A 22,009-nucleotide genomic window follows, 5' to 3' on the forward strand; every position below is an offset into this window, starting at 1 on the left:
TGAGAGACTCTTCCGCACCGCGGACGCGACGCTGCTGTATCCCTGTGACAGGCACAGAGAAGAAGCCGGAGAAAGACCTCCGCCGGAAGCACGTGGCGAAGTCGGATTCATGGGCGCGGCCGCGTGCGGCTGCGCCCATGGGGCCAATGCTACAGCGCCGGTGGGCGGTAGCGCTCGCGCTCGCGCTGAACGTCATCGAGGCTCATCGGCGCCGACGCGGCGTCGAACGTGCTCCAGCCTTCCTCGACATAGGCGCGCCGGCGAACCGAGGCGTCGACGGCATGGCGGTTTCTTAAGATCGCATCGGCTTGCGGGACGAGGGCCTCGTCGACCTTTGCCACGACCAGCGTGCCGCCCCGCCGCACGCCCTCGGCGTAAAGATGGGCGTCCTCTTCGGGAACGCCGGAGTCCGTCAGCGAGCCGACAATGCCGCCGGTGGCGGCACCCGCCACGGCTCCGGCGACTGCGCCGGCCGCCGTCGAGGCGAGCCAACCAGCGGCGACGACTGGTCCGACGCCCGGAATGGCCATCAGCCCGAGCCCGGTCAAGAGACCGACGGCGCCGCCGCCGGCTGCACCGAGACCAGCACCGACGCCGGCTCCTTCAGCCGCCCCTGAACTCTCGCCCGAATAGCGATCGCCGACATTGTTGGCGACGATGCTGATATCCTCCGACGGAATGCCTGCCGCCTCTAGGTCGTTCACCGCCTGTCGGGCATCGTGATAGTCGTCGAAAAGCCCTGCCACAGTTCTCATCTTCTTCTCCCTTTCTGTAGCGTTGAAGGGGATCACCGCCTCGTTCCCGGCCGCAACCACGCAGCTAGAGTGCGGTAATGTTGCCCTGGTAATCGAGAGCGACGGTGACGGACTTGCCGTCCTTCATGGCGGTTGCACGCCAAATACCCTGATCGTCGAGCTTCAACCCCTTGACGTCGGCATATCCGGCTTGCTCGATCCGCTCGCGCGCCTGGTCTTCCGTAAAACTGTTCTTGCCGGCGACGGGGGCTTCGGGGTTCTCAGCGCCGGGAGTGGCGATCGCCGGTGTGCTTCCGCCGGAAGTTGCCGACTGCCCAAAGGCCGGCATTGCCGCAGCGCTCAAAAGCACTGCAACGCCAAAGATCGTGTTTTTCATAGCCTTTCCTCTCTCGGGGATTCTTTCCCCGGTTAACCAAACTGGCCGGTCATGGTTTGGTTCCGAGTTGCGCGCCGCGGAGGAGTGCGCCGGGTAAGCGGGCGCCAAGGAGAGGCGTTCTCCCGGAACTTTCCCGGGCTTCGACGGTTGGCGCTGCCGTCAATCGAAATCTCTGAGGAGAGCGCAATGGCTACAAATGTGAAGGACGGCAAGGCGCCGAAGGGCTCCAGCGGAACGCATGCCGGAAATCGCGCAGGCGACCAGGCTAAGAAGAACGCCAACCAGAAAGGCGAGACGAAGAAGAGCAGCCAGGCGACGGGCAAGGACCCGCAACGGGGCAAGGGCTGAGGCCTTCAAGCAAGGGCGCAAACAAAAGGCCGGGCTCAGCCCGACCTCTCATCGCCACCTCCCGCCACTGCCAGTACATCCGTGGTCAGCGACGAGAGGGACAGTAAAAGCAGTGTAGGCGCCGATTGTTACAGTGGCAAGACGCTCAAAAGGGGGTGTTTGGCTATGAGACGTCATGTTCTTTGACGTCGCGACTTTCGGATTCCGGCCGCAATCCGCCTGCCGTCGCGGTTGACACGGTCCCACAACGCCGCGCGTTTTTATCAGACGCGCAAAGTCGCTGTCGCACTTTGAAATGCTGCATGTCTCCGGGGGCGCCGACGAGATCTAGCCCGCGCACCTCGCCATCACGACGTTTGAGCGAAGTTTGTCTCCCGCAAAACATCGCGTTCGGGCGGGGCGAACCGAATCTATTTACCGGCATGTACCAGTTGGGGAGCGTGCTCGGCGCCTTCCACGAAGAGTTTGCCGCCGGTCCGGGAGATTTCGACGGCTTGGCTGGGCTCGTCCAACCGGCCTGGAATCGAAATCGTGAGGCCTCGGCCCTCGTCCAGTGTCACCTCGAAGCGCACGGGAGAACCCGCCTCTCCGTCCGCGATCGTGGTGACCACACGGAAATCGTCACCGGCTTCCGTGTAATAGACGACGCCATGGTAAGCGCCGAGGTCGATGCTTTCGCCTTGCAGGGCCTCAAGTTCACCCGCGAAGGCGCTGCTTGCCGTCACGCAAAGAGCCGCGAGAACTGTGTATCTGCACATCGTCGCCTCCCTGCTGCATAATTCCTTAGATCGGGAATCGATTTAAGGACAAAATCATGCAGCAATTCAAAGTGCTACAGCACCTTTGCGCGTCTTGTACGACGTGCGGCGCGGTAGCCGAGAAAGGTCCGAACAAGACCTGTGCCTGAGGTTACTAGGCGTGCATAACTTCGTCTGTGATTATTCGCACAGGGGCTGACAATCCAACTCAAACGGAGACCGTGCGCCGACGGCCAGGGCCCTATTTCCATTTGCTGCCGAAGCCAAAGGATGTAGATTTGGCCGAACGGAAGCACTGGCCATGACACGTTCGCCTGATTTCCTTTCGAGACTGGACAATAAGGCCGTTGCTGCGTTGTCGGAGCGCTGGATCGTTCGTAGTTACGCCCCCCAGGAGTTGATCATCGCCCATGGCGAAAGCGGGCGCGATGTGTTCTTCATACTTGAGGGACACGCCCGCGTGACCCTCTTTTCGACGAACGGTCGCGAGGTCCTTTACGGTGACCGCGGGCCCGGTGATATCGTCGGGGAACTGGCCGCTATCGATGGCAAGGCGCGATCGGCGACAGTCCTGGCCATCGACGCGACGCGTGCCGCAAGGTTGCCGGCGAAGGACTTCCGCAGCCTGATCGCGGACCACCCGGAGTTTTCGTGGGCTCTCCTCGAATACCTGTCGGCGGGCATAAGGCACATGACCGACCGGGTTTACGAGTTCAGTACTCTGGTCGTGCGTCGGCGTCTCATCCTCGAATTGCTTCGCCGCGCTGACGAAGCGCATGCAGACGACAGGCAGGCCGTCATAAACCCGGCGCCCACTCATTTCGAACTGGCCGCCTCCATCAGCACGCAGAGGGAAGCGGTTTCTCGGGAAATGAGCACTCTCTCGAAAAGGGGACTGATCGAGAGACGCGGCCGCAGGCTGTTGCTCTGCGACCTTGCGGCCCTTGAAATGCTCGCGGGAAAGGAAGGGTAGCGGGCCAAAGTGCTGCAGCGACCCTTACGCGTCTGATAGGACGCGCGGAGCTATGGGACCGATTTCCTTGTAGAAGAACTGCTCGGCCACTGCATTCGCGGCATGGTTTCGACGTAGCGCTGGAGCAACCACAAGAGGATTACTCGCCATTTGGAAGACAATACGAAAAGCCATACCGATTTATTTGTCGGAATGCGGCCTTCAACGCGCACAAACCTCATCGTTGTTTGCTATACTCCCGAAGGGGAATTCGCGATGCTGCTCGATCGAGAGGGTCCACTCGAGGCTTTGCTGGCCGCAATACGGAGTGCGGCGGTCGGTCGGGGCAGCACAGTGCTGCTGGAAGGCGAAGCCGGGATCGGCAAGAGTTCTCTCCTGCGCGAGTTCGCCGAGCAGGTGGATAAAGACTGCCGGGTGTTGTGGGGCTGGTGCGAGGCGCTTTTCACGCCGTGTCCGCTCGGACCTTTGCAGGACATGGGGCAATCGTTTGACCCGCGCGTGGCAGCACTGCTCGATCAGGCGGCTCCGCCAGAGCGCCTCTTTCCGGCGTTATTGAATGTGCTCCAGCACGCCAGTAGTGCGATCATACTCATCTTCGAGGATGTACACTGGGCCGACAACGCGACGCTGGACCTTGTGAGATATCTTGGTCGCCGCATCTCGTTGCTTCCCACCGTGCTGGTACTCAGTCTGCGCAGCGATGAAATCGGCGCCGATCATCCCCTGACGCACGTGCTCGGCGATCTTCCGTCCGCGTCAGTCACGCGCATAGTGCTTGAACCGCTGTCTCCCGCAGCAGTGGCCATACTGGCTGAGCAGGCGGGCCGCTGCGCCGCTGATCTCTATCGCATTACGGAGGGCAATCCCTTTTTCGTCACCGAACTTTTGGCAAGCGGCGCGACCGAGCCTGGGCGCGTACCGGATTCGATACGCGATGCGGTCTGGGCGCGCCTGTCGCGGCTGACAGCGGGTGAGCGTGAAGTACTTGAAGTGATCAGCATAGTGCCAGGCAGCGTGGAGCCTTCCCTTACCCGGGCTCTGCTCGGTGTCGAGGCCGAGGCACTGGTTGACCAGTGCGTGGCGCGCGGACTGTTGCGGCGAGACAACCAAGGGGACGTGACGTTTCGACATGAGCTTGCCCGGCAGGCGACGCTCGACCGGCTGGCACCGACCCTTCAGAGGTCACTCCATGCAAAGGTGGAGACAGCGCTGTCGCAAGTCCTCACGACACAAGCATCTACCCTGCTTTCACGCCGGGTACACCACGCGGCTGGAGCCGATGATGGGGCACGCGTTCTCGAACTCGCGCCGCAAGCCGCAGCGCATGCGGCGCGTCTGGGCGCCCACCGAGAGGCGGCCTCGCATTTGGCGATGGCTCTCAGATACGTTGCGCGGGCGGCACCGGAGCTGACCGCACGGCTTTACGAGGACTGGGCTTACGAGGCCGGACTGACGCTCCTCGTCTACGAACCGGTGATCGAGGCGCACCATCGTGCCATCGCGATCTGGCGCGAACTCGGACGCATCGACAGGATCGGTCCCAACCTGTGCAGGCTATCGCGGCTGCACTGGCGCCGCGGCGAAGGCCAGCCGGCAGAGGACTACGCAGAGCAGGCGGTGCGCGAAATGGAAAAGCTGCCGCCCGGCTCGGAACTGGCGATGGCCTATAGCACACGCTCTCAACTTCATATGCTCCACTATCGCTTCGACGAAGCGATAGATTGGGGGATGCGGGCGATCGCACTCGGCGACCGATTGGGTGAGATCGAAACGCGCGTTCACGCTTTGAACAATGTCGGCACCGCGCTCCTTTTCGCCGCCCGCCCGGGCGGCCGCGAGCGGCTTGAGGAAAGCCTGGCACTGGCGCTCGAGCACGAGTTCCACGACCATGCGGCGCGAGCCTACACCAACTTCGCGGAATGCGCGGTCGTGTCCAAGGACTTTGTCCTGGCCGAACGCCTGTTGGCCGAAGGCATCGCATTCGCCAGCAGGCACGATCTCGATTCGGCAGCGCAATACCTGCTCGGTCGACAAGCGCAGCTTCGGATGGAGCAGGGCCGTTTTCGCGAAGCTGAGACCATTGCGCAGGGCGTCATGAATCTGGTACGCCTGCCGATGGTCATGCACTTGCCGGCGCTTACCGTGCTCGGAACTGTGCGTGTGCGGCTGGGCGAGCCCGGTGGTTTGGCGCTTCTCCAGCAGGCCCTCCATGAGGGATTGGCGACGGGAGAGCCCCAGCGTATCGTGCCAGTCCGCCTGGCGCTGGCCGAAGCGGCCTGGCTTGCCGAAGATCACAGTGCTGGTCACGAGCAGTTGACTGCCGTCGCGGCAATGGATCTCGACAATTTCCGTAGCTGGGACTTCGGCGAACTGGCGGTCTGGTGGCAGCGATGCGGTATGGCCACGCCGCTGCCGGAGTCGAAGGTACAGATTCCCTTGCCGCGCTCTGCCGAACTCCGCGGCGATCCCTTGGCGGCGGCAGCCGAATGGGATCGCCTCGGGCTTCCCTATGAAGCGGCGCTCGCCCTGATGCAGGTTCGCGGAGGCGGTACTGGGCCGGCACTGGCTCGCGCCGTCACGATGTTCGAGTCGTTGGGGGCGCGTCCCGCTGCGGCGCTGGCGCGGAAGCAGGCGCAGCGCTTAGGTATTGCGGGCCAATTGCCGAAGAGCCGCAGGGGGCCATACGGGACCGCCCGCCGTCACCCGCTCGGGCTGACGCGGCACGAACAACAAGTGCTCGCCTTGATCGCGGCGGGCATGAGCAACAAGGAAGCCGCCCAGCGTCTGTCACGCTCTCCGCGCACGATCGAGCATCAGGTCTCGGCCGTGCTTGGCAAATTCAACGCCGCCAACCGGATGGAAGTGCTCCTGCGCCTGCGCGGCGAGCCATGGCTCCTGTCAACCGCCGACGCCCTGCAAACTGTCGAAAACTAGGCAAGCTCGCGAAATTTAGGGAACCGGCGCCCGGCAAATTGGGGGCCGGTACCGATGTGACTTGGCGGCTGCACGCATAGGCTCCGATGATGGGAAAAGACTGCCCAGACAGTCTATTGCGGAGGAGGAGAAACGATGACCAGATGTTCTACCGCATGCGCAATGGCCTTACTCGCCATGACAGGGGTTGCCGTCGCGTCAGAACTGGCGCCGGGAAATGGCCACAGCGTTCATCTCGGTCTCTTCGATGGTGCGGTGTATTACACGGTCGAGAAAGACGGCTATCGGGTGGTTGCGACTTTGGCCTCTGGAGCGGAAGCGCAGCCGATACGCTTCGTGTCCACACTCGGACCGGGGGAGCGGCTGATGATCTCTGTGCCGCAAGCCATCGGCCAGCCGTCTGCCGACTTCGAGATCATACGCGAGGGCGAAATTCTCCACGTGCAGGAGCCCAGCGGCAATCTGATCGACAGCGTCGCAACCAGCGCCGTACTCAAGGAGTGACTCTTTTTGGGTCAAAGATATCTCGGGTGATTCGTGCGCGCTTCACTCAGGAGATGCCGGCCCAGCAGCCCGCCCCCTCACCACCGCAGGAATGCGAATTCGGGACGTCGACCATCGTACACGCGGCCGATCGCCTCCTAAACGCCTTCCTGTGGAAGAGGCGTCCATTGCAACCGCAGCACCTGGTTCTATTCGCCCTCGCCTGTGGCTTCGCGCTCGGTTCCGGGGGATTTTCGCAGGACGCCGCGGCCGACAAGCTCTATAAAGTTGTCGATGGCATGGCCGATGCGCGGACCTACAATGGTTACCGACGTTATCATGGCGGGTGCAACCATTGCCACGGCCCCGATGGAGTGGGCTCGACCATTGCGTCCTCTCTTGTCGACCGGCCGCTCGATATCGAGAACTTCAGGCGCGTTGTTCGCGACGGCCAGAGCAGCAGCGAAAACTCGTTCATGAAAGGGTTCGCCGACGACCCCAATTTCGCGCCTTATATCGACGACATTTACGCCTATCTGCAGGCCCGCGCCGACGGCGCACTCGGCCGGGGGCGGCCAAAGAGACTGGAGCCGTAGAGCCGCTTCGACAACGTAGAAGCTTGATTTCCGGAGGGCGAAGCGTTCTCAAGAGCGCTGGCGCAAAAGGACCTTCGGGAGTCACCCGATCAGACACGTTCTGCGCTTAGGTGATTATTGGGATTCAATTCAAATGGTGATCCCGGCGCGATTCGAACGCGCGACCCCCAGATTAGGAATCTGATGCTCTATCCTGCTGAGCTACGGGACCACTCGGCATAGACCCATACAAAAGCGAGACCTGTTCGCCAAGTGTTTTTGCGCCTCGGCCGGCGATTTGCCCCCGTGTGGAGGCCGATGCGCCGATGCGAAATCATGGGGCTAGCGTCATCGACGGGGTGGATGCTAAGCAGGGGCCGGCGGCGGCTGGAGGAGATGCCGCCCTTTCCCGCAGCTACATCCATCCTGGGACCTGATCCGCGCATGTTCATCGGAATCGATTGGGGCGGCACCAAAATGGAAGTCATCGCGCTTAGCCGCGATGGCGAGACGCGTGCCCGGCATCGCGTCGCAACCCCGACCAGCGGCTATGACGCGTGCATCCGTGCCGTGGTCGATCTCGTCGCTGCCGCCGAAGAGACGGCCGGCGAACGCGGGTCGATCGGCATCGGCATTCCCGGCAGTCCCAATCCGCGGACCGGGATCGTCCGCAACTCCAACGCCGTGCTCATCAACGGCAAGCCGCTCGGGCGCGACCTCGAGGCCGCGCTGGGACGCAAGGTGCGGCTTGCCAACGACGCCAATTGCCTGGCGGTCTCCGAGGCGGTCGACGGGGCCGGCAAGGAGGCGCATGTCGTCTTCGGCATCATCGTCGGCACCGGCCATGGCGGCGGGCTGGCGATCGGCAAGAAGGTGCATGCCGGCTATCAGGGCATCGCCGCGGAGATCGGCCATTATCCGCTGCCCTGGATGACCAGGGACGAATATCCCGGCCACAAATGCTGGTGCGGCAAGCTCGGCTGCCTCGACATGTATGCCTGCGGCACCGGGCTCGAACTCGATTATCGCCTGACGACCGGCACCGACCGCCGCGGCCGCGACATCATTGAGGCGAAGCGGTCCGGCGATCCGGTGGCGATCGGCGTCTACCAACGCTTCGTCGACCGGCTTGCCCGCAGCCTGGCGCTTCTGACCAATATCGTCGATCCGGACGTTTTCGTGCTCGGCGGTGGCATGTCGAATGTCGACGAGATCTACGGCGAAGTGCCTGGGTTGATCACCAAATACCTGTTCGGCGACAGTTTCGAGACGCCGATCCGCAAGGCGGTGCACGGCGACAGTTCCGGCGTGCGCGGCGCCGCCTGGCTGTGGAAGGAATAGGGCGTGCCGAGACTTGGCGGCGGCAGGCCAGAGGAGGCATCGCCCTCCAATTCGATCATGACAAGCGGAGGCATCATGAACATCGACAATGATCTGCGCCGGATTACGCGCCAGGAACAGGAGTTGCAGTTCGAGGGCTTCGATCTCGAAACGGCCTGGACGCTCGGATCGACGCTCCGCCGCATGGCGGCCGAGCGCAAGCTCGGCGTCGTCATCGACATCACGCTGTTCTCCATGCAGGTCTTCTATGCGGCGCTCGATGGCGCGACGCCGGACAATCCGAACTGGGTGCGGCGCAAACGCAATACGGTCTTCCGCCTGTTCAAGAGCAGCTACGCCACCGGCCTCAGCCTCCTAAAGCAGCAGACCAACCTGCAAGCCAAGCTCGGCCTGCCGGATGCCGAATATGCCGCGCATGGCGGCAGCTTCCCGATCGTCGTGAAGGGAACCGGCTGCGTCGGCGCCGTCACCGTGTCGGGCTTGCCGCAGCGCGACGACCACAATCTGGTCGTCGAGGCGCTCGCCGAGCTCCTCGGCGCGAATCACGACGAGCTGAAACTCGAAACCTGATGAGCGGACCGATGGACATTTCATTGCAGGCGACGGAGCTCGGCCGCTGGCTCGCCGAAGCCGCTTTGCCGCTCTGGCGCGATAAGGGGTTCGATGCGGCCGGCGGCGGCTTCGTCGAGACGATCGACATGGCCGGCGAGCCGACGCGGGCCGATCGCCGCTCTCGCGTCCAGCCCCGCCAGGTTTATTGCTTCGCGGAGGCGGGGCGGCGCGGCTGGCACGGCGACTGGCGCTTGGCCGCCGAAGGTGGGCTTTCTTATTTCGATCGGGTCTACCGGCAGCCGAGCGACTTCTATGGCGCGCTTGCCACTGCCGACGGGGAGATCGTCGATCCGTCCTTCGACCTCTACAACCAGGCCTTTGCCCTGCTTGCCTTCGCTTATCTCGCCGAGGTGATCCCGGAGCGGAAGGCCGAGATGGTGGGGCGCAGCAACGATCTGCGACAGAGGCTGGAGGCTCATTGCAAGCATCCGGTGGCGGGTTTCGAGGAGGATAATCCGCCACGCCTGCCGCTCGGCTCCAACCCGCATATGCACCTCTTCGAGGCCTGCCTCGCCAGCGAAGCGGTGGACGGATTCGATCGGGTCGCCTGGGCCAATCTCGCCGACGAGATCGCCCATCTGGCGATGGATTGCTTCATCGACGCCGAGACCGGTGTGCTGCGCGAGTTCTTCGAGCACGACTGGACACCCTTTCCGGGCGAAAAGGGTCGCATCGTCGAACCCGGCCACCAGTTCGAATGGGCTTGGCTGCTCCTGCGCTGGGCGGAACGGCGCGGCAATGCGGAAGCGATCGTCAAGGCGCGCCGGCTTTTCGAGATCGGCGAAGCGCACGGCATTTGCCCGAAGCGCGACGTGGCGGTCATGACCCTCTTCGACGACCTGTCGGTTGCCGATCCGGTGGCACGGCTCTGGCCACAGACGGAATGGCTGAAGGCGGCGATCCGCTTTGCCGCGCTCGGGGACGGCAGCGAACGGCAACGCTACCTCGCCTCAGCCTCGCGCGCGGCCGCGGCGCTGCAGCGCTTCCTGGAAACGCCGATCCGCGGTCTCTGGCGCGACAAGCAGAAGGCGGACGGCGGCTTCGTCGACGAGCCCGCGCCGGCCAGCAGCTTCTACCATATCCTCTGCGCGATCTATGAAGTGGAGGATTGCCTGAAGCGGATGTGAAGCATCGATTCCGGTTTTGCCTTTGATGGCCCGCCCCGCCCGCGGCGGGCTTTTTGTTGCGCCTCTGTTTGCATCTGGCCAAAATTGTGATCGGATCGTATGTTGACATAAAGATATCTTTATGTGACTTAATCCACAAAGCTTTTGTCGTTTTCAGAACGGGAGACTTCCCATGTCCGCCGCGTCCCTCTTCGGAGATCTCTCGCCCAGGCCCGACGGCTCGGAAGTCTTCCGGGCCCTCAATCGGGCGGCAAGCGAACGCATCCTGATCATGGATGGGGCGATGGGGACCGAGATCCAGCAGCTCGGTTTCATCGAGGATCATTTTCGCGGCGAGCGCTTCGGCGGCTGCGCCTGCCACCAGCAGGGCAACAATGATCTGCTGACGCTGACGCAGCCGAAGGTGATTGAGGAGATCCATTACCGCTACGCTCTTGCCGGCGCCGACATCCTCGAAACCAACACCTTCTCCTCGACACGGATCGCCCAGGGCGATTACGGTATGGAGGACATGGTCTACGAGCTCAATCGCGACGGCGCGCGGCTCGCGCGCCGAGCGGCGAAGCGCGCCGAGGCGGAGGACGGACGGCGGCGCTTCGTCGCCGGTGCGCTCGGGCCGACCAACCGCACCACCTCGATCTCGCCCGACGTCAACAATCCCGGCTATCGTGCCGTCAGCTTCGACGATCTGACGCTTGCCTATGCCGAACAGGTCCGCGGCCTCATGGATGGCGGTGCCGATATCATCCTGATCGAGACGATCTTCGACACGCTGAACGCCAAGGCAGCGATCTTCGCGACGCAGGAAGTGTTTGCCGAGAAGGGGATCCACCTGCCGGTGATGATCTCCGGCACGATCACCGATCTCTCCGGCCGGACGCTATCCGGCCAGACGCCGACCGCGTTCTGGTATTCGGTGCGTCATGCGGCGCCCTTCACCATCGGTCTCAATTGCGCGCTTGGCGCCAGTGCGATGCGCGCCCATATCGACGAGCTTTCGACCGTCGCCGACACGCTCGTTTGCGCCTACCCGAATGCCGGCCTGCCGAACGAATTCGGCCGCTACGACGAGAGTCCCGAGGCGATGGCGGCGCAGATCGAGGAATTTGCCCGCGACGGCCTCGTCAACATTGTCGGCGGCTGCTGCGGCTCGACGCCGGCCCATATCCATGCCATCGCCGAGGCGGTCAAAAAATATCCGCCGCGCCAGGTGCCGGAGATCGAATGCCGCATGCGGCTCTCCGGTCTCGAACCCTTCACGCTCACAGACGAGATTCCCTTCGTCAATGTCGGCGAACGCACCAATGTCACCGGCTCGGCGAAGTTCCGTAAGCTGATCACCGCCGGCGACTATGCCGCCGCACTGGACGTAGCGCGCGACCAGGTGGCCAACGGCGCGCAGATCATCGACATCAACATGGACGAGGGACTGATCGATTCGACCCGCGCCATGGTCGAGTTCCTGAACCTCGTGGCTTCCGAGCCGGATATCGCCCGGGTACCGGTGATGATCGATTCCTCCAAATGGGAGGTGATCGAGGCTGGCCTCAAATGCGTCCAGGGCAAGGCGCTGGTGAACTCGATCTCGCTGAAAGAAGGCGAGGAGGCGTTTCTGCATCATGCGCGGCTGGTGCGCGCCTATGGCGCCGCGGTCGTCGTCATGGCCTTCGACGAGAAGGGCCAGGCCGACAGCAAGGTGCGAAAGGTCGAGATCTGCCGGCGCGCCTATCGGCTGCTGACCGAAGAGGCGGGCTTTCCGCCGGAGGACATCATCTTCGACCCGAACATTTTCGCGGTCGCTACCGGCATCGAGGAACACAACAATTACGGCGTCGACTTCATCGAGGCGACGCGGGAGATCATCGCGACGCTGCCGCATGTGCATGTCTCGGGCGGCGTGTCGAACCTGTCCTTCTCCTTCCGCGGCAACGAGCCGGTGCGCGAGGCGATGCACGCGGTATTCCTCTACCATGCGATCCAGGCCGGCATGGACATGGGCATCGTCAATGCCGGCCAGCTCGCCGTCTACGATGCGATCGATGCGGAGCTTCGCGAGGCCTGCGAGGACGTCGTGCTCAACCGTCGCGCCGATGCGACCGAGCGCCTCCTGGAACTCGCCGAGCGCTATCGCGGGCAGGGCGGTGCACAGGGCAAGGAGAAGGATCTCACCTGGCGCGAGTGGCCGGTCGGCAAGCGGCTCGAACATGCGCTCGTCAACGGCATCACCGAATTCATCGAGGCCGACACGGAAGAGGCGCGGCTTGCCGCCGAGCGTCCGCTGCACGTCATTGAGGGTCCGCTGATGGCCGGAATGAACGTGGTCGGCGACCTCTTCGGCGCGGGCAAGATGTTCCTGCCGCAGGTGGTCAAGTCGGCGCGCGTGATGAAGCAGGCGGTGGCCGTTCTGCTGCCTTACATGGAGGCTGAGAAGCTTGCCAATGGCGGCGGGGGAACGCGCGAGAGCGCCGGCAAGATCCTGATGGCGACCGTCAAGGGCGACGTGCACGATATCGGCAAGAACATCGTCGGCGTCGTGCTTGCCTGCAACAATTACGAGATCATCGACCTCGGCGTCATGGTGCCCTCGGCAAAAATCCTCGAAGTGGCAAGGCAGGAGAAGGTCGACGCGATCGGGCTTTCCGGGCTCATCACCCCGTCGCTCGACGAGATGGTGCATGTCGCCTCCGAACTGGAGCGCGAAGGCTTTGACATTCCGCTCTTGATCGGCGGCGCGACGACCAGCCGCGTGCACACGGCGGTCAAGATCAATCCGCGCTACAGCCTCGGCCAGACCGTCTATGTCACCGATGCCAGCCGCGCCGTCGGCGTCGTATCGAGCCTGCTTTCGCCGGAGGCAAGCGACGCCTACAAGCAGACGATCCGCGCCGAGTATCTGAAGGTCGCCGACACCCATGCGCGCAACGAGGCGGAAAAACGCCGCCTGCCGCTGTCGCAGGCTCGCGCCAATGCTCAGAAGCTCGACTGGAATGCGCATCAGCCGAAGACACCCGCCTTCCTCGGCACGCGCGTCTTCGAGAGCTGGGACCTGGCGGAGCTTGCCCGCTATATCGACTGGACGCCTTTCTTCCAGACCTGGGAGCTGAAGGGCGTCTATCCGCGCATTCTCGACGACGAGCACCAGGGGCCGGCGGCGCGGCAGCTCTTTGCCGACGCGCAGGCGATGCTCGAGAAGATCATTGCGGAAAAATGGTTCAGGCCGAAGGCGGTGGTGGGCTTCTGGCCGGCAGGCAGCGCCGGCGACGACATCCGCCTCTTCACCGACGAGACGCGCAAGCGGGAGCTTGCCACTTTCTTCACGCTCCGGCAGCAATTGACGAAGCGCGATGGGAGACCGAACGTTGCCCTCGCCGATTTCGTCGCTCCGGTCGACAGCGGCAGGCACGACTATCTCGGCGGTTTCGTGGTGACCGCCGGCATCGAGGAAGTGGCGATCGCCGAGCGCTTCGAGCGCGCCAATGACGATTATTCCTCGATCCTGGTCAAGGCGCTGGCCGACCGCTTCGCCGAGGCCTTTGCCGAGCGCATGCACGAATGTGTCCGCAAGGAGCTCTGGGGTTACGCTCCGGACGAATCCTTCGCGCCGCAGGAACTGATCGGCGAGCCCTATCAGGGCATTCGCCCGGCGCCCGGCTATCCGGCACAGCCGGACCATACCGAGAAGGAGACGCTCTTCCGTCTGCTCGACGCCGAGGCGGCAATCGGCGTCAGCCTGACGGAAAGCTACGCGATGTGGCCGGGTTCGTCCGTTTCCGGTCTCTATATCGGCCATCCGGACGCCTATTATTTCGGCGTCGCCAAGATCGAGCGCGATCAGGTCGAGGATTACGCGACACGCAAGCGCATGAATGTGCGCGAGGTCGAGCGCTGGCTATCACCGATCCTCAACTATGTGCCGATGCCGGAGGCCGAGGCCGCCGAGTAGGCGGCTACCCGTTTACCGCGAGGATCATCCCAGCCGCCTTCTCGGCGATCATGATGGTCGGCGAATTGGTGTTGCCGGAGGTGATGGTCGGCATGATCGAGGCGTCGGCGATGCGCAGGCCTTCAACGCCGCGCAGGCGCAGTTCAGGATCGACGACGCTCTCCGGATCAGCCCCCATGCGGCAGGTTCCGACCGGGTGGAAGATCGTCGTGCCGATATCGCCGGCGGCTTGCTTTAGCTCATCATCGGTCTCGTAGCTCGGTCCGGGCTTGAATTCGACCGGCCGGTAGCGGGCGAAGGAAGGCTGCGAAACGATGCGGCGGGTGAGGCGGATCGCCTTCACGGCGACGTCCCGGTCGGTTTCGGCCGTTAAATAGCGTGGGCGGATGTCGGGCGCGGCGGCAAAATCGGGCCCCTTCAGGTGCACCGAGCCGCGGCTTTCCGGCCTCAGGTTGCAGACGCTGGCGGTGATCGCCGGGAAGGGGTGCACCGGCTCGCCGAATTTTTCGAGCGTCACCGGCTGGACATGATACTGCAGGTCCGGCGTCTCCTTCTCGGGGCCCGAGCGCGTGAAGATGCCGAGCTGGCTCGGCGCCATGGCCATCGGCCCGGAACGGCGGACGAGATATTCGAGGCCGATCGCCGCCTTGCCGAGGACCGAGCTCGCCTTCTCGTTCAGAGTCGGAACGCCGGTGACCCTGTAGGCAAGACGCAGTTGCAGATGATCCTGCAAATTCTCGCCGACGCCGTGCAACGCGTGATGCACTTCGATCCCGTTGGCGCGGAGGATTTTCGGATTGCCGATGCCGGAAAGCTCGAGAATATGCGGCGAGCCGATCGCACCGGCGCAAAGCACCGTCTCGCGGCGAGCGTGCGCGCGCTTGGTCGTGCCGTCGTGCTGGAACTCGACGCCGGCGACACGCCTCGCTTCGAGGATCAGCTTGCGGACATGCGCCTTGGTCAGGATCGTCAGATTGCGCCGGTGCCTGGCAGGTTTCAAAAACGCTTTGGCGGTGTTCCAGCGGATGCCGGAGCGCTGGTTGACGTCGAAATAGCCGGAGCCTTCGTTGCTGCCGCGGTTGAAATCGTCTGTTTCGGGAATACCCGCCTCGGCTGCTGCCTTCTGGAAGGCGTCGAGTACCGCCCAGCGAACGCGGGCCTTTTCGACCCGCCATTCGCCGCCGGCGCCATGCATGTCGTCGGCGCCGCGATAGTGATCCTCGGATTTCCTGAAGAACGGCAGCACCTCGTCCCAGCTCCAGCCGGCGCAGCCAAGCTGACGCCAGAGGTCGTAGTCGCGCGCCTGGCCGCGCATGTAGATCATGCCGTTGATCGAAGAGCAGCCGCCGAGCACCTTGCCGCGCGGATAGAAAAGCGACCGGCCGTTGAGGCCATCCTCAGCGGCCGTGGTGAAACACCAGTCGGTGCGCGGATTGTTGATGCAATAGAGGTAGCCGACAGGAATGTGGATCCAGTGATAATTGTCGCTGCCGCCCGCTTCGAGCAGCAGCACGCGATGCGCCGGATTTTCCGACAGGCGGTTGGCGAGGACGCAGCCGGCGCTCCCCGCTCCGACGACGATGTAGTCGAACGTTTCCATGGGCTTTCTCTTGTCGGACCGCGCGTCAGTGCTTGTGCCGGTGCTCGAAGCCGAGCCGGCGGCCCAGGCGGGAATTATAGAACTCGCCGACGATGCCGCGGCGGAAAACGAGCACGCAGACCATGAAGACGACGCCGGTGATGATCGTCACCGGAAATTCCGAGGTCGCCAGATAGTTCTGCAGCGTCACCACCAGTGCGGCGCCGAAAAGCGGTCCGATCAGCGTTCCGATGCCGCCGAGCAAGGTCATCAGAATGACCTCGCCAGACATCTGCCAGCCGACATCGGTCAGCGTCGCGAACTGGAAGACCAGCGCCTTCAGGCCGCCGGCGAGACCGGTCAGTGCAGCCGACATGACGAAGGCGGCGAGCTTGTAGTTCCGCACCGAATAGCCGAGCGAGATGGCCCGCGTCTCGTTTTCGCGGATCGATTTCAGGATCATGCCGAAGGGCGAATTGATGATCCGCCAGATGATGGCGATGCCGATGACGAAGACGGCGAGTACGAAATAGTACATGTTCGAGGACTGCGAGAGGTCGACGAAGCCGAACAGATGGCCGCGCGGCACCGACTGGATACCGTCCTCGCCATGGGTGAACCCGGCCTGCAGGCAGAAGAAATAGAACATCTGCGCCAGCGCCAGCGTGATCATCGCGAAATAGATGCCCTGGCGGCGAATGGCGAAGAAACCGATGACCACGCCGAGAAGGGCGGCGCCGACAACGCCGACGAGGATGCCGAGTTCGGGCGGCACGCCCCATTCCTTGACCGCATGCGCGGTGAAATAGGCCGCACCGCCGAAGAAGGCAGCATGGCCGAAGGAGAGCAGCCCCGTATAGCCGAGCAGCAGATTGAAGGCGCAGGCGAAGAGCGCGAAACACAGGATCTTCATCAGGAAGACGGGGTAGAAGAACAGCGGCGCGAGCAGGAGAAGCGCGAGGCCGAGCCCGAGAAACACCGTCTGGGCGACGATGGGGGTGCGTTCCTTCTGCTTCTGAAGTTCGAGTGTCAGCGTCATGTCAAGCATCCCGGCCGAAGAGGCCCGCGGGTCTCAGGAGTAGAACGATGGCCATGATCACGAAGATCACGATATTGGAGGCCTCCGGATAGAACACCTTGGTCAGCCCCTCGGCGACGCCGAGCAGGTAGCCGGTGACGATCGCCCCCATGATCGAGCCCATGCCGCCGACGACCACCACCGCGAAGACGACGATGATGATGTTCGAGCCCATCAGCGGCGACACCTGATAGATCGGCGCGGCGAGCACGCCGGCGAGAGCGGCGAGCGCCGCGCCGAGGCCATAGGTCAGCGTCAGCAGGAAGGGCACGTTGATCCCGAAGGATTGCACCAGCACCGGATTTTCCGTCGCCGCGCGCAGATACGAGCCGAGCTTCGTCTTCTCGATGACGAGCCAGGTGCCGATGCAGACGACGAGCGAGAAAACGATCGCCCAGCCGCGATAGACGGGCAGGAACATGAAGCCGAGATTGGCGCCGCCGGTCAAAAGCGCCGGTGTCGCATAGGGCTGACCGGAGGCGCCGTAGAGATAGCGGAACGTGCCTTCGACCGTCAGCGCCAGGCCGAAGGTGAAGAGCAGGCCGTAGAGGGGATCAAGCGAATAGAGCCTTCTCAGCATGGTGCGTTCGATGGCGGCGCCGAGGAGACCGACGAGAAGCGGTGCGAGGATCAGCGCCGGCCAATAGCCGATGCCGAAATGCGCGAGCAGCAGCCAGGCGACGAAGGCCCCGAGCATGTATTGGGCGCCGTGGGCGAAGTTGATGACGCGCAGCAGGCCGAAGATGATGGCGAGGCCGAGACTCAGAAGCGCATAGAAGGAGCCGTTGATGAGGCCGATCAGCAGCTGACCGAGAAACGCCTGAAGCGGGATACCGAAGATCATCGTCATCACTTACACCCCGAGGATGTCGTGCAGCATGTCCATGCGCGCGGAAAGCTCCGAGATCGGAAACTCGCCCGCCACCTTGCCGTGGTCCATCAGATAGAAACGGTCGGCGACCTTGCTGGCGAAACGGAAATTCTGCTCGACGAGGAGAACCGTCATGCCGCGCTCCTTGAGTTTCTTCAGCACCTCGCCGATGCGCTGGACGATGACCGGGGCGAGGCCTTCGGTCGGCTCGTCGAGCAGCATCATCCTGACCCCGGTGCGCAAAATCCGGGCGATCGCCAGCATCTGCTGCTCGCCGCCGGAAAGTTTTGTGCCCTGGCTGTTGCGGCGTTCGTGGAGATTGGGAAAGAGCTCGAAGATCTCGTCGATCGTCATGCCGCCTTCGGCGACGGCCGGCGGCAGCAAGAGGTTCTCGTAGACGGAGAGGGTCGAGAAGATGCCGCGCTCCTCGGGAACGAAGCCGATGCCGCGGTGGGCGACGCGATGGAGCGGCACGCGGATCAGGTCCTCGCCGGCAAAGGTAATCTCGCCCTTGCGCTCGCGCACGATGCCCATGATGGCGCGCAGCGTCGTTGTCTTGCCGACGCCGTTGCGGCCGAGCAGCGTCACCATCTCGCCCTCGCCGACGGTCATGTCGACGCCGTGGAGGATGTGGCTCTCGCCGTACCAGGCGTTGAGGCCGGAGACCTTGAGAAGCGGTTTCATCTCAGGCCTCCTCCGTGCCCATATAGGCGGTGCGCACGCGCGGGTCCTCCGACACCGTCGCATAATCGCCTTCTGCAAGAATCTCGCCGCGCTGCAGCACGGTGACGTGGTGGCAGAGCGTGGCGACGACGGAGAGATTGTGCTCGACCATCAGCACGGCGCGCTCGCGCGCCACCTCGCGGATGATTTCGGCCACCATGCCGACATCCTCGTGGCCCATGCCGGCCATCGGCTCGTCGAGCAGCAGGACCTTCGGGTCGAGCGCCAGCGTCGTGGCGATCTCGAGGACGCGCTTGCGGCCATAGGAAAGATCGGCGGCCACCGCATTGCGCTCCTTTTCGAGCCCAACGGCGCGGATCAATTGATCGGCCTTGCCGTTCAGGGTGTCGAGCGCCGAAAGCGGTTTCCAGAACTGGGTCGCCAGCCGGTTCGGCCGCTGCAGGGCGACGCGGACATTGTCGAGGACCGTCAGGTGCGGAAACACAGCCGAGATCTGGAACGACCGCACCAGGCCCATGCGGGCGACCTTGTCCGGCGCGGTGTTGGTGATGTCCTCGCCGAGCAGCGTGATGGTGCCGTCGGTCGGCTGCAGGAACTTTGTCAGCAGGTTGAAGACGGTGGTCTTGCCGGCCCCGTTCGGGCCGATCAGCGCATGCACGCGGGCATGATGAACGTCAAGGTCGACGTCCTTGACGGCGGTGAAGCCGCCGAAGTCGCGGCGGAGACCGCGGGCGGACAGAACCACCCGCGGCCTTCCATTCTCAAGAGGCGCGTCGACGCTCATCGCTCGGCGCCGGTCAGGATTTCACGAGGTCGCAGCCGCTCTGGGCCGGATCGATGAAGGCCTCCTTGCCGGGGATGGTCGCCAGAACCTTGAAGTAGTCCCAGGGCTCCTTGCTCTCGTCCGGCTTCTTGACCTCGAGCAGGTACATGTCGTGGATCATCCGACCGTTCGGCGCCACGGTGCCGTTCTGTGCGAAGACGTCGTTCACCGGCATTGCATGCAGTTCCTTGGCGACCGCGTCGGCATCGTCGCTGCCGGCCTTTTCGATCGCCTTCAGATATTGCGTCACGGCGGAATAGGTGCCGGCATGGACCATATTCGGCATCTTGCCGGTGCGCTCCATGAAGCGCTTGCCGAACTTGGCGCTTTCGGCGTCGCGGTTCCAATAGAAGCCCTCCGTGAGCGTCAACCCTTGCGCCGCCTCGAGCCCGAGGCCGTGGACCTCGGCAAGCGTGAAGAGCAGCGCCGCCAGGCGCTGACCGCCCTGGACGATGCCGAACTCGGCCGCCTGCTTGATGGCGTTCGAGGTGTCGAGACCGGCATTGGCAAGCCCGATCACCTTGGCACCGGAGGATTGCGCCTGCAGCAGGAAGGACGAGAAGTCGGTGGTGGCCAGCGGATGGCGCACCGCTCCGACGACCTTGCCGCCGTTTTCCTTGACGTAGTTGCCGGTGTTTTCCTCGAGCGAATAACCGAAGGCGTAGTCGGCGGTCAGGAAGAACCAGCTATCGCCGCCCTGCTTGACGAGCGCGCCGCCCGTGCCGACGGCCAGCGAGTGGGTGTCATAGGCCCAGTGGAAGCCATAGGGACTACATTGCTTGCCGGTAAGCTCCGTCGTCGCCGCGCCGGTGACGATGTCGATCTTCTTCTTCTCCTTCGAGATCGCCTGTACCGCGAGCGCCACCGATGAGGTGGTGAGTTCCATGATGCTGTCGACCTGCTCGGTGTCATACCATTGCCGGGCAATGTTGGAGGCGATATCGGGCTTGTTCTGGTGGTCGGCGGTCACGACTTCGATAGGGACGCCCAACACCTTGCCGCCGTAATCCTCGACCGCCATCAGCGCCGCCTCATAAGAAGATTTGCCACCGAAATCGGCATAGACGCCGGACTGGTCGTTCAGAATGCCGATCCTGACCTTGCCGTCGGACGCGTCGGCAAGAGCGGCGGTGCTGCTGGCGAGCAGCATTGCAAGCGTGGCGATCACTTTCTTGTTCATCTGTCCTCCTCCCGAGGATGTCCAGGGTGATGCTGGCCGTCATGCGCAAACACATAGGGCCCGGCGGTGACCTTTCGAGGCCCCGACCGTTTCTCGTATCGCTCTGTTCAAATTTGGCCAGACATGCTCCTCAACAGCTGGCCTCGAAGTTTACCATCCAGAAAATTCTACTTGGAAGCAAGCGGGTCAAACCGTAAATTGCAAACAGCATCTGTTCATTTTTGAACAGAAGGGAGGCGGAATGAATCCGAATTTCACCTGGGACGACCTGCAGTTCTTCCTGGCGGTGGCGCGCACCGGCCAGCTTTCGACCGCGGCGCGGCGTTTGAGAACCAGCCATGCGACGGTCTCGCGCCGTATCGACCGGCTGGAATTTGCCCTCAAGGTCAAGCTCTTTGAACGCAATCCGCGTGGCTACGTGCTGACCGGCATGGGCCAGCGCTTCGTCGAGACGGCCGAACGGATCGAGCGGGAAACGGAGCAGCTGCAGCTCGACATCAGCGACGGCATGACCGCCCAGCGCGGCGTCGTGCGGCTGAGCACGCTCGAGGGCTTCGGCAATTTCTTCCTTTCCGACCGGCTTGCCGACTTCGCCGGCCGCTATCCGAATATTTCGCTGGAGCTTGTGGCGATCCAGCAGATCATGTCCTTGTCGCGCAAGGAGGCCGATATTGCCGTGGCGCTCGCCGCGCCCAAGGCGGGCCCCTATCATTCCGAGGTGCTGACGCCCTATACGCTGCATGTCTATGGAGCGCGAAGCTATCTCGCCCGGCATCCGATGATCCGGACGCGCAATGACCTGAGTTCGCACCGCTTCGTCGGCTATATTGAGGATATGATCTTCACGCCCGGGCTCGACTATCTCGGCGAGATCCAGCCGGGCCTGCGCGCCCATTTCCAGAGCTCGAGCATCCTGACGCAGCTGAAGGCGGCGCGTCAGGGCCTCGGCCTCTGCGTCTTGCCCTATTTCATGGCCAAGGACGAAGCCAATCTCGAGATCGTGCTGCCGGACGAGATCGAGCTGAAACGCACCTATTGGCTGATCTGCCATCGCGACCTGATGGCGATGCCGCGGGTGAGGGCCGTACGCGATTTTCTGGTCGAAGCGGCGAGGGAGAGCCGCGGCTCCTTCCTCCGGGAAGGCCGGGCGGCGGTCAGCCGAGATGCGCCCCTTGAAGAGCAATAGAGCGTTAACCATATAGGCAACAGCCATGGAGGAGCTTCTCCTTCCGCGGCCGCCCGGAACGCGACGCCGATTTCAAGCGGTTAGTCGATCGTGTCGAAATCCGTGTGACAAATCAGCAGCTTACAAAAATCTATCGATTTTTTAAAAATGTCTGTTGACGTGTCTGAGGTATGGGGTCTATAAGCCCGATCACTGACGAGGGCGGCGGCGCTGCTGGCGACGACGACTTTCGCTCTAGAGTTTCCTTTGGATTGGCGGATGCTGATTTTGGGGCTGGGACGCGAGTTTTGGCCGATTTGGGAACGCTGACGGGAGTTTTTTCCGTCGGTTTTTTGACAATTGAAGATAGAGAAAGAGAAACGTGGGCGGCGGAGCTCGCGGGA

General features: G+C 63.2%; 20 protein-coding genes and 1 tRNA gene. 10 read left to right on the forward strand and 11 right to left on the reverse strand.

The window, feature by feature from the left end:
* Positions 1 to 149 precede the first annotated feature (149 nt).
* Together CO656_RS14260 and CO656_RS14265 are read right to left on the reverse strand one after the other, a co-directional pair.
* Positions 150 to 755: a general stress protein gene (locus CO656_RS14260; RefSeq protein ID WP_037417538.1), complete on the reverse strand. Its 606-nt coding sequence runs from the start codon at positions 753 to 755 to the stop codon at positions 150 to 152.
* 64 nt (positions 756 to 819) lie between these two features.
* Entirely contained in the window at positions 820 to 1,131 is a 312-nt protein-coding gene (locus tag CO656_RS14265) for a PepSY domain-containing protein (RefSeq protein ID WP_037417535.1), read from the reverse strand.
* Positions 1,132 to 1,317: 186 nt separating this feature from the next.
* Here CO656_RS14265 and CO656_RS14270 point away from each other — a divergent pair, with 186 nt between their 5' ends.
* Entirely contained in the window at positions 1,318 to 1,479 is a 162-nt protein-coding gene (locus CO656_RS14270) for a hypothetical protein (RefSeq protein WP_097526199.1), read from the forward strand.
* Positions 1,480 to 1,889: 410 nt separating this feature from the next.
* Here the strand turns inward: CO656_RS14270 and CO656_RS14275 are convergent, their stop codons facing one another.
* Positions 1,890 to 2,237: a hypothetical protein gene (locus CO656_RS14275; protein WP_097526200.1), complete on the reverse strand. Its 348-nt coding sequence runs from the start codon at positions 2,235 to 2,237 to the stop codon at positions 1,890 to 1,892.
* A gap of 355 nt (positions 2,238 to 2,592) precedes the next feature.
* Here CO656_RS14275 and CO656_RS14280 point away from each other — a divergent pair, with 355 nt between their 5' ends.
* The 4 genes from CO656_RS14280 (at position 2,593) to CO656_RS14295 (ending at position 7,223) form a co-directional block, all read left to right on the forward strand.
* Positions 2,593 to 3,210: a Crp/Fnr family transcriptional regulator gene (locus CO656_RS14280; protein ID WP_234819767.1), complete on the forward strand. Its 618-nt coding sequence runs from the start codon at positions 2,593 to 2,595 to the stop codon at positions 3,208 to 3,210.
* Positions 3,211 to 3,360: 150 nt separating this feature from the next.
* Entirely contained in the window at positions 3,361 to 6,144 is a 2,784-nt protein-coding gene (locus CO656_RS14285) for a LuxR family transcriptional regulator (RefSeq protein WP_234819768.1), read from the forward strand.
* Positions 6,145 to 6,279: 135 nt separating this feature from the next.
* Entirely contained in the window at positions 6,280 to 6,648 is a 369-nt protein-coding gene (locus CO656_RS14290; RefSeq protein WP_037417529.1) for a hypothetical protein, read from the forward strand.
* 26 nt (positions 6,649 to 6,674) lie between these two features.
* A complete protein-coding gene (locus tag CO656_RS14295) occupies positions 6,675 to 7,223 on the forward strand; it encodes a c-type cytochrome (protein WP_234819769.1) in 549 nt (182 codons plus the stop codon).
* 134 nt (positions 7,224 to 7,357) lie between these two features.
* Here the strand turns inward: CO656_RS14295 and CO656_RS14300 are convergent.
* Positions 7,358 to 7,434 (reverse strand) — tRNA-Arg (locus CO656_RS14300).
* A gap of 212 nt (positions 7,435 to 7,646) precedes the next feature.
* Between CO656_RS14300 and CO656_RS14305 the strand changes: the two genes are divergently transcribed.
* The 4 genes from CO656_RS14305 to metH all read left to right on the forward strand — a co-directional run bounded on the left by CO656_RS14305 (position 7,647) and on the right by metH (position 14,225).
* The gene (locus CO656_RS14305) at positions 7,647 to 8,543 is read left to right on the forward strand and encodes an ROK family protein (protein ID WP_037417449.1); all 897 of its coding nucleotides are present in this window, start codon (positions 7,647 to 7,649) and stop codon (positions 8,541 to 8,543) included.
* Positions 8,544 to 8,618: 75 nt separating this feature from the next.
* Positions 8,619 to 9,113 (forward strand): heme-degrading domain-containing protein, encoded by a 495-nt coding sequence (locus CO656_RS14310; protein ID WP_097526228.1) that lies wholly within the window; start codon positions 8,619 to 8,621, stop codon positions 9,111 to 9,113.
* 11 nt (positions 9,114 to 9,124) lie between these two features.
* Positions 9,125 to 10,282, forward strand: a complete 1,158-nt coding sequence (pmi, locus tag CO656_RS14315; protein WP_037417446.1) for a mannose-6-phosphate isomerase Pmi — start codon at positions 9,125 to 9,127, stop codon at positions 10,280 to 10,282.
* A gap of 172 nt (positions 10,283 to 10,454) precedes the next feature.
* Entirely contained in the window at positions 10,455 to 14,225 is a 3,771-nt protein-coding gene (gene metH, locus CO656_RS14320) for a methionine synthase (RefSeq protein ID WP_097526201.1), read from the forward strand.
* 4 nt (positions 14,226 to 14,229) lie between these two features.
* On the opposite strand, the gene CO656_RS14325 is transcribed toward metH, so the two are convergent.
* The 6 genes from CO656_RS14325 to CO656_RS14350 are packed head-to-tail and all read right to left on the reverse strand — an operon-like array spanning position 14,230 to position 20,440.
* Positions 14,230 to 15,825 (reverse strand): GMC family oxidoreductase N-terminal domain-containing protein, encoded by a 1,596-nt coding sequence (locus CO656_RS14325; RefSeq protein ID WP_097526202.1) that lies wholly within the window; start codon positions 15,823 to 15,825, stop codon positions 14,230 to 14,232.
* Between the two features lie 25 nt (positions 15,826 to 15,850).
* Positions 15,851 to 16,852 (reverse strand): branched-chain amino acid ABC transporter permease, encoded by a 1,002-nt coding sequence (locus CO656_RS14330; RefSeq protein WP_179864765.1) that lies wholly within the window; start codon positions 16,850 to 16,852, stop codon positions 15,851 to 15,853.
* Complete coding sequence (locus tag CO656_RS14335; protein WP_097526203.1) at positions 16,845 to 17,732, reverse strand: branched-chain amino acid ABC transporter permease; 888 nt, start codon at positions 17,730 to 17,732, stop codon at positions 16,845 to 16,847. The genes CO656_RS14330 and CO656_RS14335 overlap by 8 nt, the downstream gene beginning before the upstream one ends.
* A gap of 3 nt (positions 17,733 to 17,735) precedes the next feature.
* Positions 17,736 to 18,437: an ABC transporter ATP-binding protein gene (locus tag CO656_RS14340; RefSeq protein WP_037417375.1), complete on the reverse strand. Its 702-nt coding sequence runs from the start codon at positions 18,435 to 18,437 to the stop codon at positions 17,736 to 17,738.
* 1 nt (position 18,438) lies between these two features.
* Positions 18,439 to 19,221 (reverse strand): ABC transporter ATP-binding protein, encoded by a 783-nt coding sequence (locus CO656_RS14345; protein ID WP_097526204.1) that lies wholly within the window; start codon positions 19,219 to 19,221, stop codon positions 18,439 to 18,441.
* 13 nt (positions 19,222 to 19,234) lie between these two features.
* Positions 19,235 to 20,440 carry an ABC transporter substrate-binding protein gene (locus tag CO656_RS14350; RefSeq protein ID WP_097526205.1) on the reverse strand — a complete coding sequence of 402 codons (1,206 nt, stop codon included), beginning with the start codon at positions 20,438 to 20,440 and terminating at the stop codon, positions 19,235 to 19,237.
* Between the two features lie 241 nt (positions 20,441 to 20,681).
* Here CO656_RS14350 and CO656_RS14355 point away from each other — a divergent pair, with 241 nt between their 5' ends.
* Complete coding sequence (locus CO656_RS14355; RefSeq protein ID WP_037417367.1) at positions 20,682 to 21,626, forward strand: LysR family transcriptional regulator; 945 nt, start codon at positions 20,682 to 20,684, stop codon at positions 21,624 to 21,626.
* A gap of 80 nt (positions 21,627 to 21,706) precedes the next feature.
* Here the strand turns inward: CO656_RS14355 and CO656_RS30490 are convergent.
* Positions 21,707 to 22,009: hypothetical protein (locus CO656_RS30490; RefSeq protein WP_210202581.1), on the reverse strand; the 303-nt coding region annotated here is incomplete at its 5' end.

It is taken from the genome of Sinorhizobium sp. FG01 (assembly GCF_002531875.1).
Taxonomy (GTDB): domain Bacteria; phylum Pseudomonadota; class Alphaproteobacteria; order Rhizobiales; family Rhizobiaceae; genus Sinorhizobium; species Sinorhizobium fredii_C.

Coding starts and splice junctions, on each gene's coding strand:
- CO656_RS14260 (WP_037417538.1), bottom strand. CDS start 755: ATGAGAACTGTGGCAGGGCTTTTCGACGACTATCACGATGCCCGACAG.
- CO656_RS14265 (WP_037417535.1), bottom strand. CDS start 1,131: ATGAAAAACACGATCTTTGGCGTTGCAGTGCTTTTGAGCGCTGCGGCA.
- CO656_RS14270 (WP_097526199.1), top strand. CDS start 1,318: ATGGCTACAAATGTGAAGGACGGCAAGGCGCCGAAGGGCTCCAGCGGA.
- CO656_RS14275 (WP_097526200.1), bottom strand. CDS start 2,237: ATGTGCAGATACACAGTTCTCGCGGCTCTTTGCGTGACGGCAAGCAGC.
- CO656_RS14290 (WP_037417529.1), top strand. CDS start 6,280: ATGACCAGATGTTCTACCGCATGCGCAATGGCCTTACTCGCCATGACA.
- CO656_RS14305 (WP_037417449.1), top strand. CDS start 7,647: ATGTTCATCGGAATCGATTGGGGCGGCACCAAAATGGAAGTCATCGCG.
- CO656_RS14310 (WP_097526228.1), top strand. CDS start 8,619: ATGAACATCGACAATGATCTGCGCCGGATTACGCGCCAGGAACAGGAG.
- pmi (WP_037417446.1), top strand. CDS start 9,125: ATGGACATTTCATTGCAGGCGACGGAGCTCGGCCGCTGGCTCGCCGAA.
- metH (WP_097526201.1), top strand. CDS start 10,455: ATGTCCGCCGCGTCCCTCTTCGGAGATCTCTCGCCCAGGCCCGACGGC.
- CO656_RS14325 (WP_097526202.1), bottom strand. CDS start 15,825: ATGGAAACGTTCGACTACATCGTCGTCGGAGCGGGGAGCGCCGGCTGC.
- CO656_RS14330 (WP_179864765.1), bottom strand. CDS start 16,852: ATGCTTGACATGACGCTGACACTCGAACTTCAGAAGCAGAAGGAACGC.
- CO656_RS14335 (WP_097526203.1), bottom strand. CDS start 17,732: ATGACGATGATCTTCGGTATCCCGCTTCAGGCGTTTCTCGGTCAGCTG.
- CO656_RS14340 (WP_037417375.1), bottom strand. CDS start 18,437: ATGAAACCGCTTCTCAAGGTCTCCGGCCTCAACGCCTGGTACGGCGAG.
- CO656_RS14345 (WP_097526204.1), bottom strand. CDS start 19,221: ATGAGCGTCGACGCGCCTCTTGAGAATGGAAGGCCGCGGGTGGTTCTG.
- CO656_RS14350 (WP_097526205.1), bottom strand. CDS start 20,440: ATGAACAAGAAAGTGATCGCCACGCTTGCAATGCTGCTCGCCAGCAGC.
- CO656_RS14355 (WP_037417367.1), top strand. CDS start 20,682: ATGAATCCGAATTTCACCTGGGACGACCTGCAGTTCTTCCTGGCGGTG.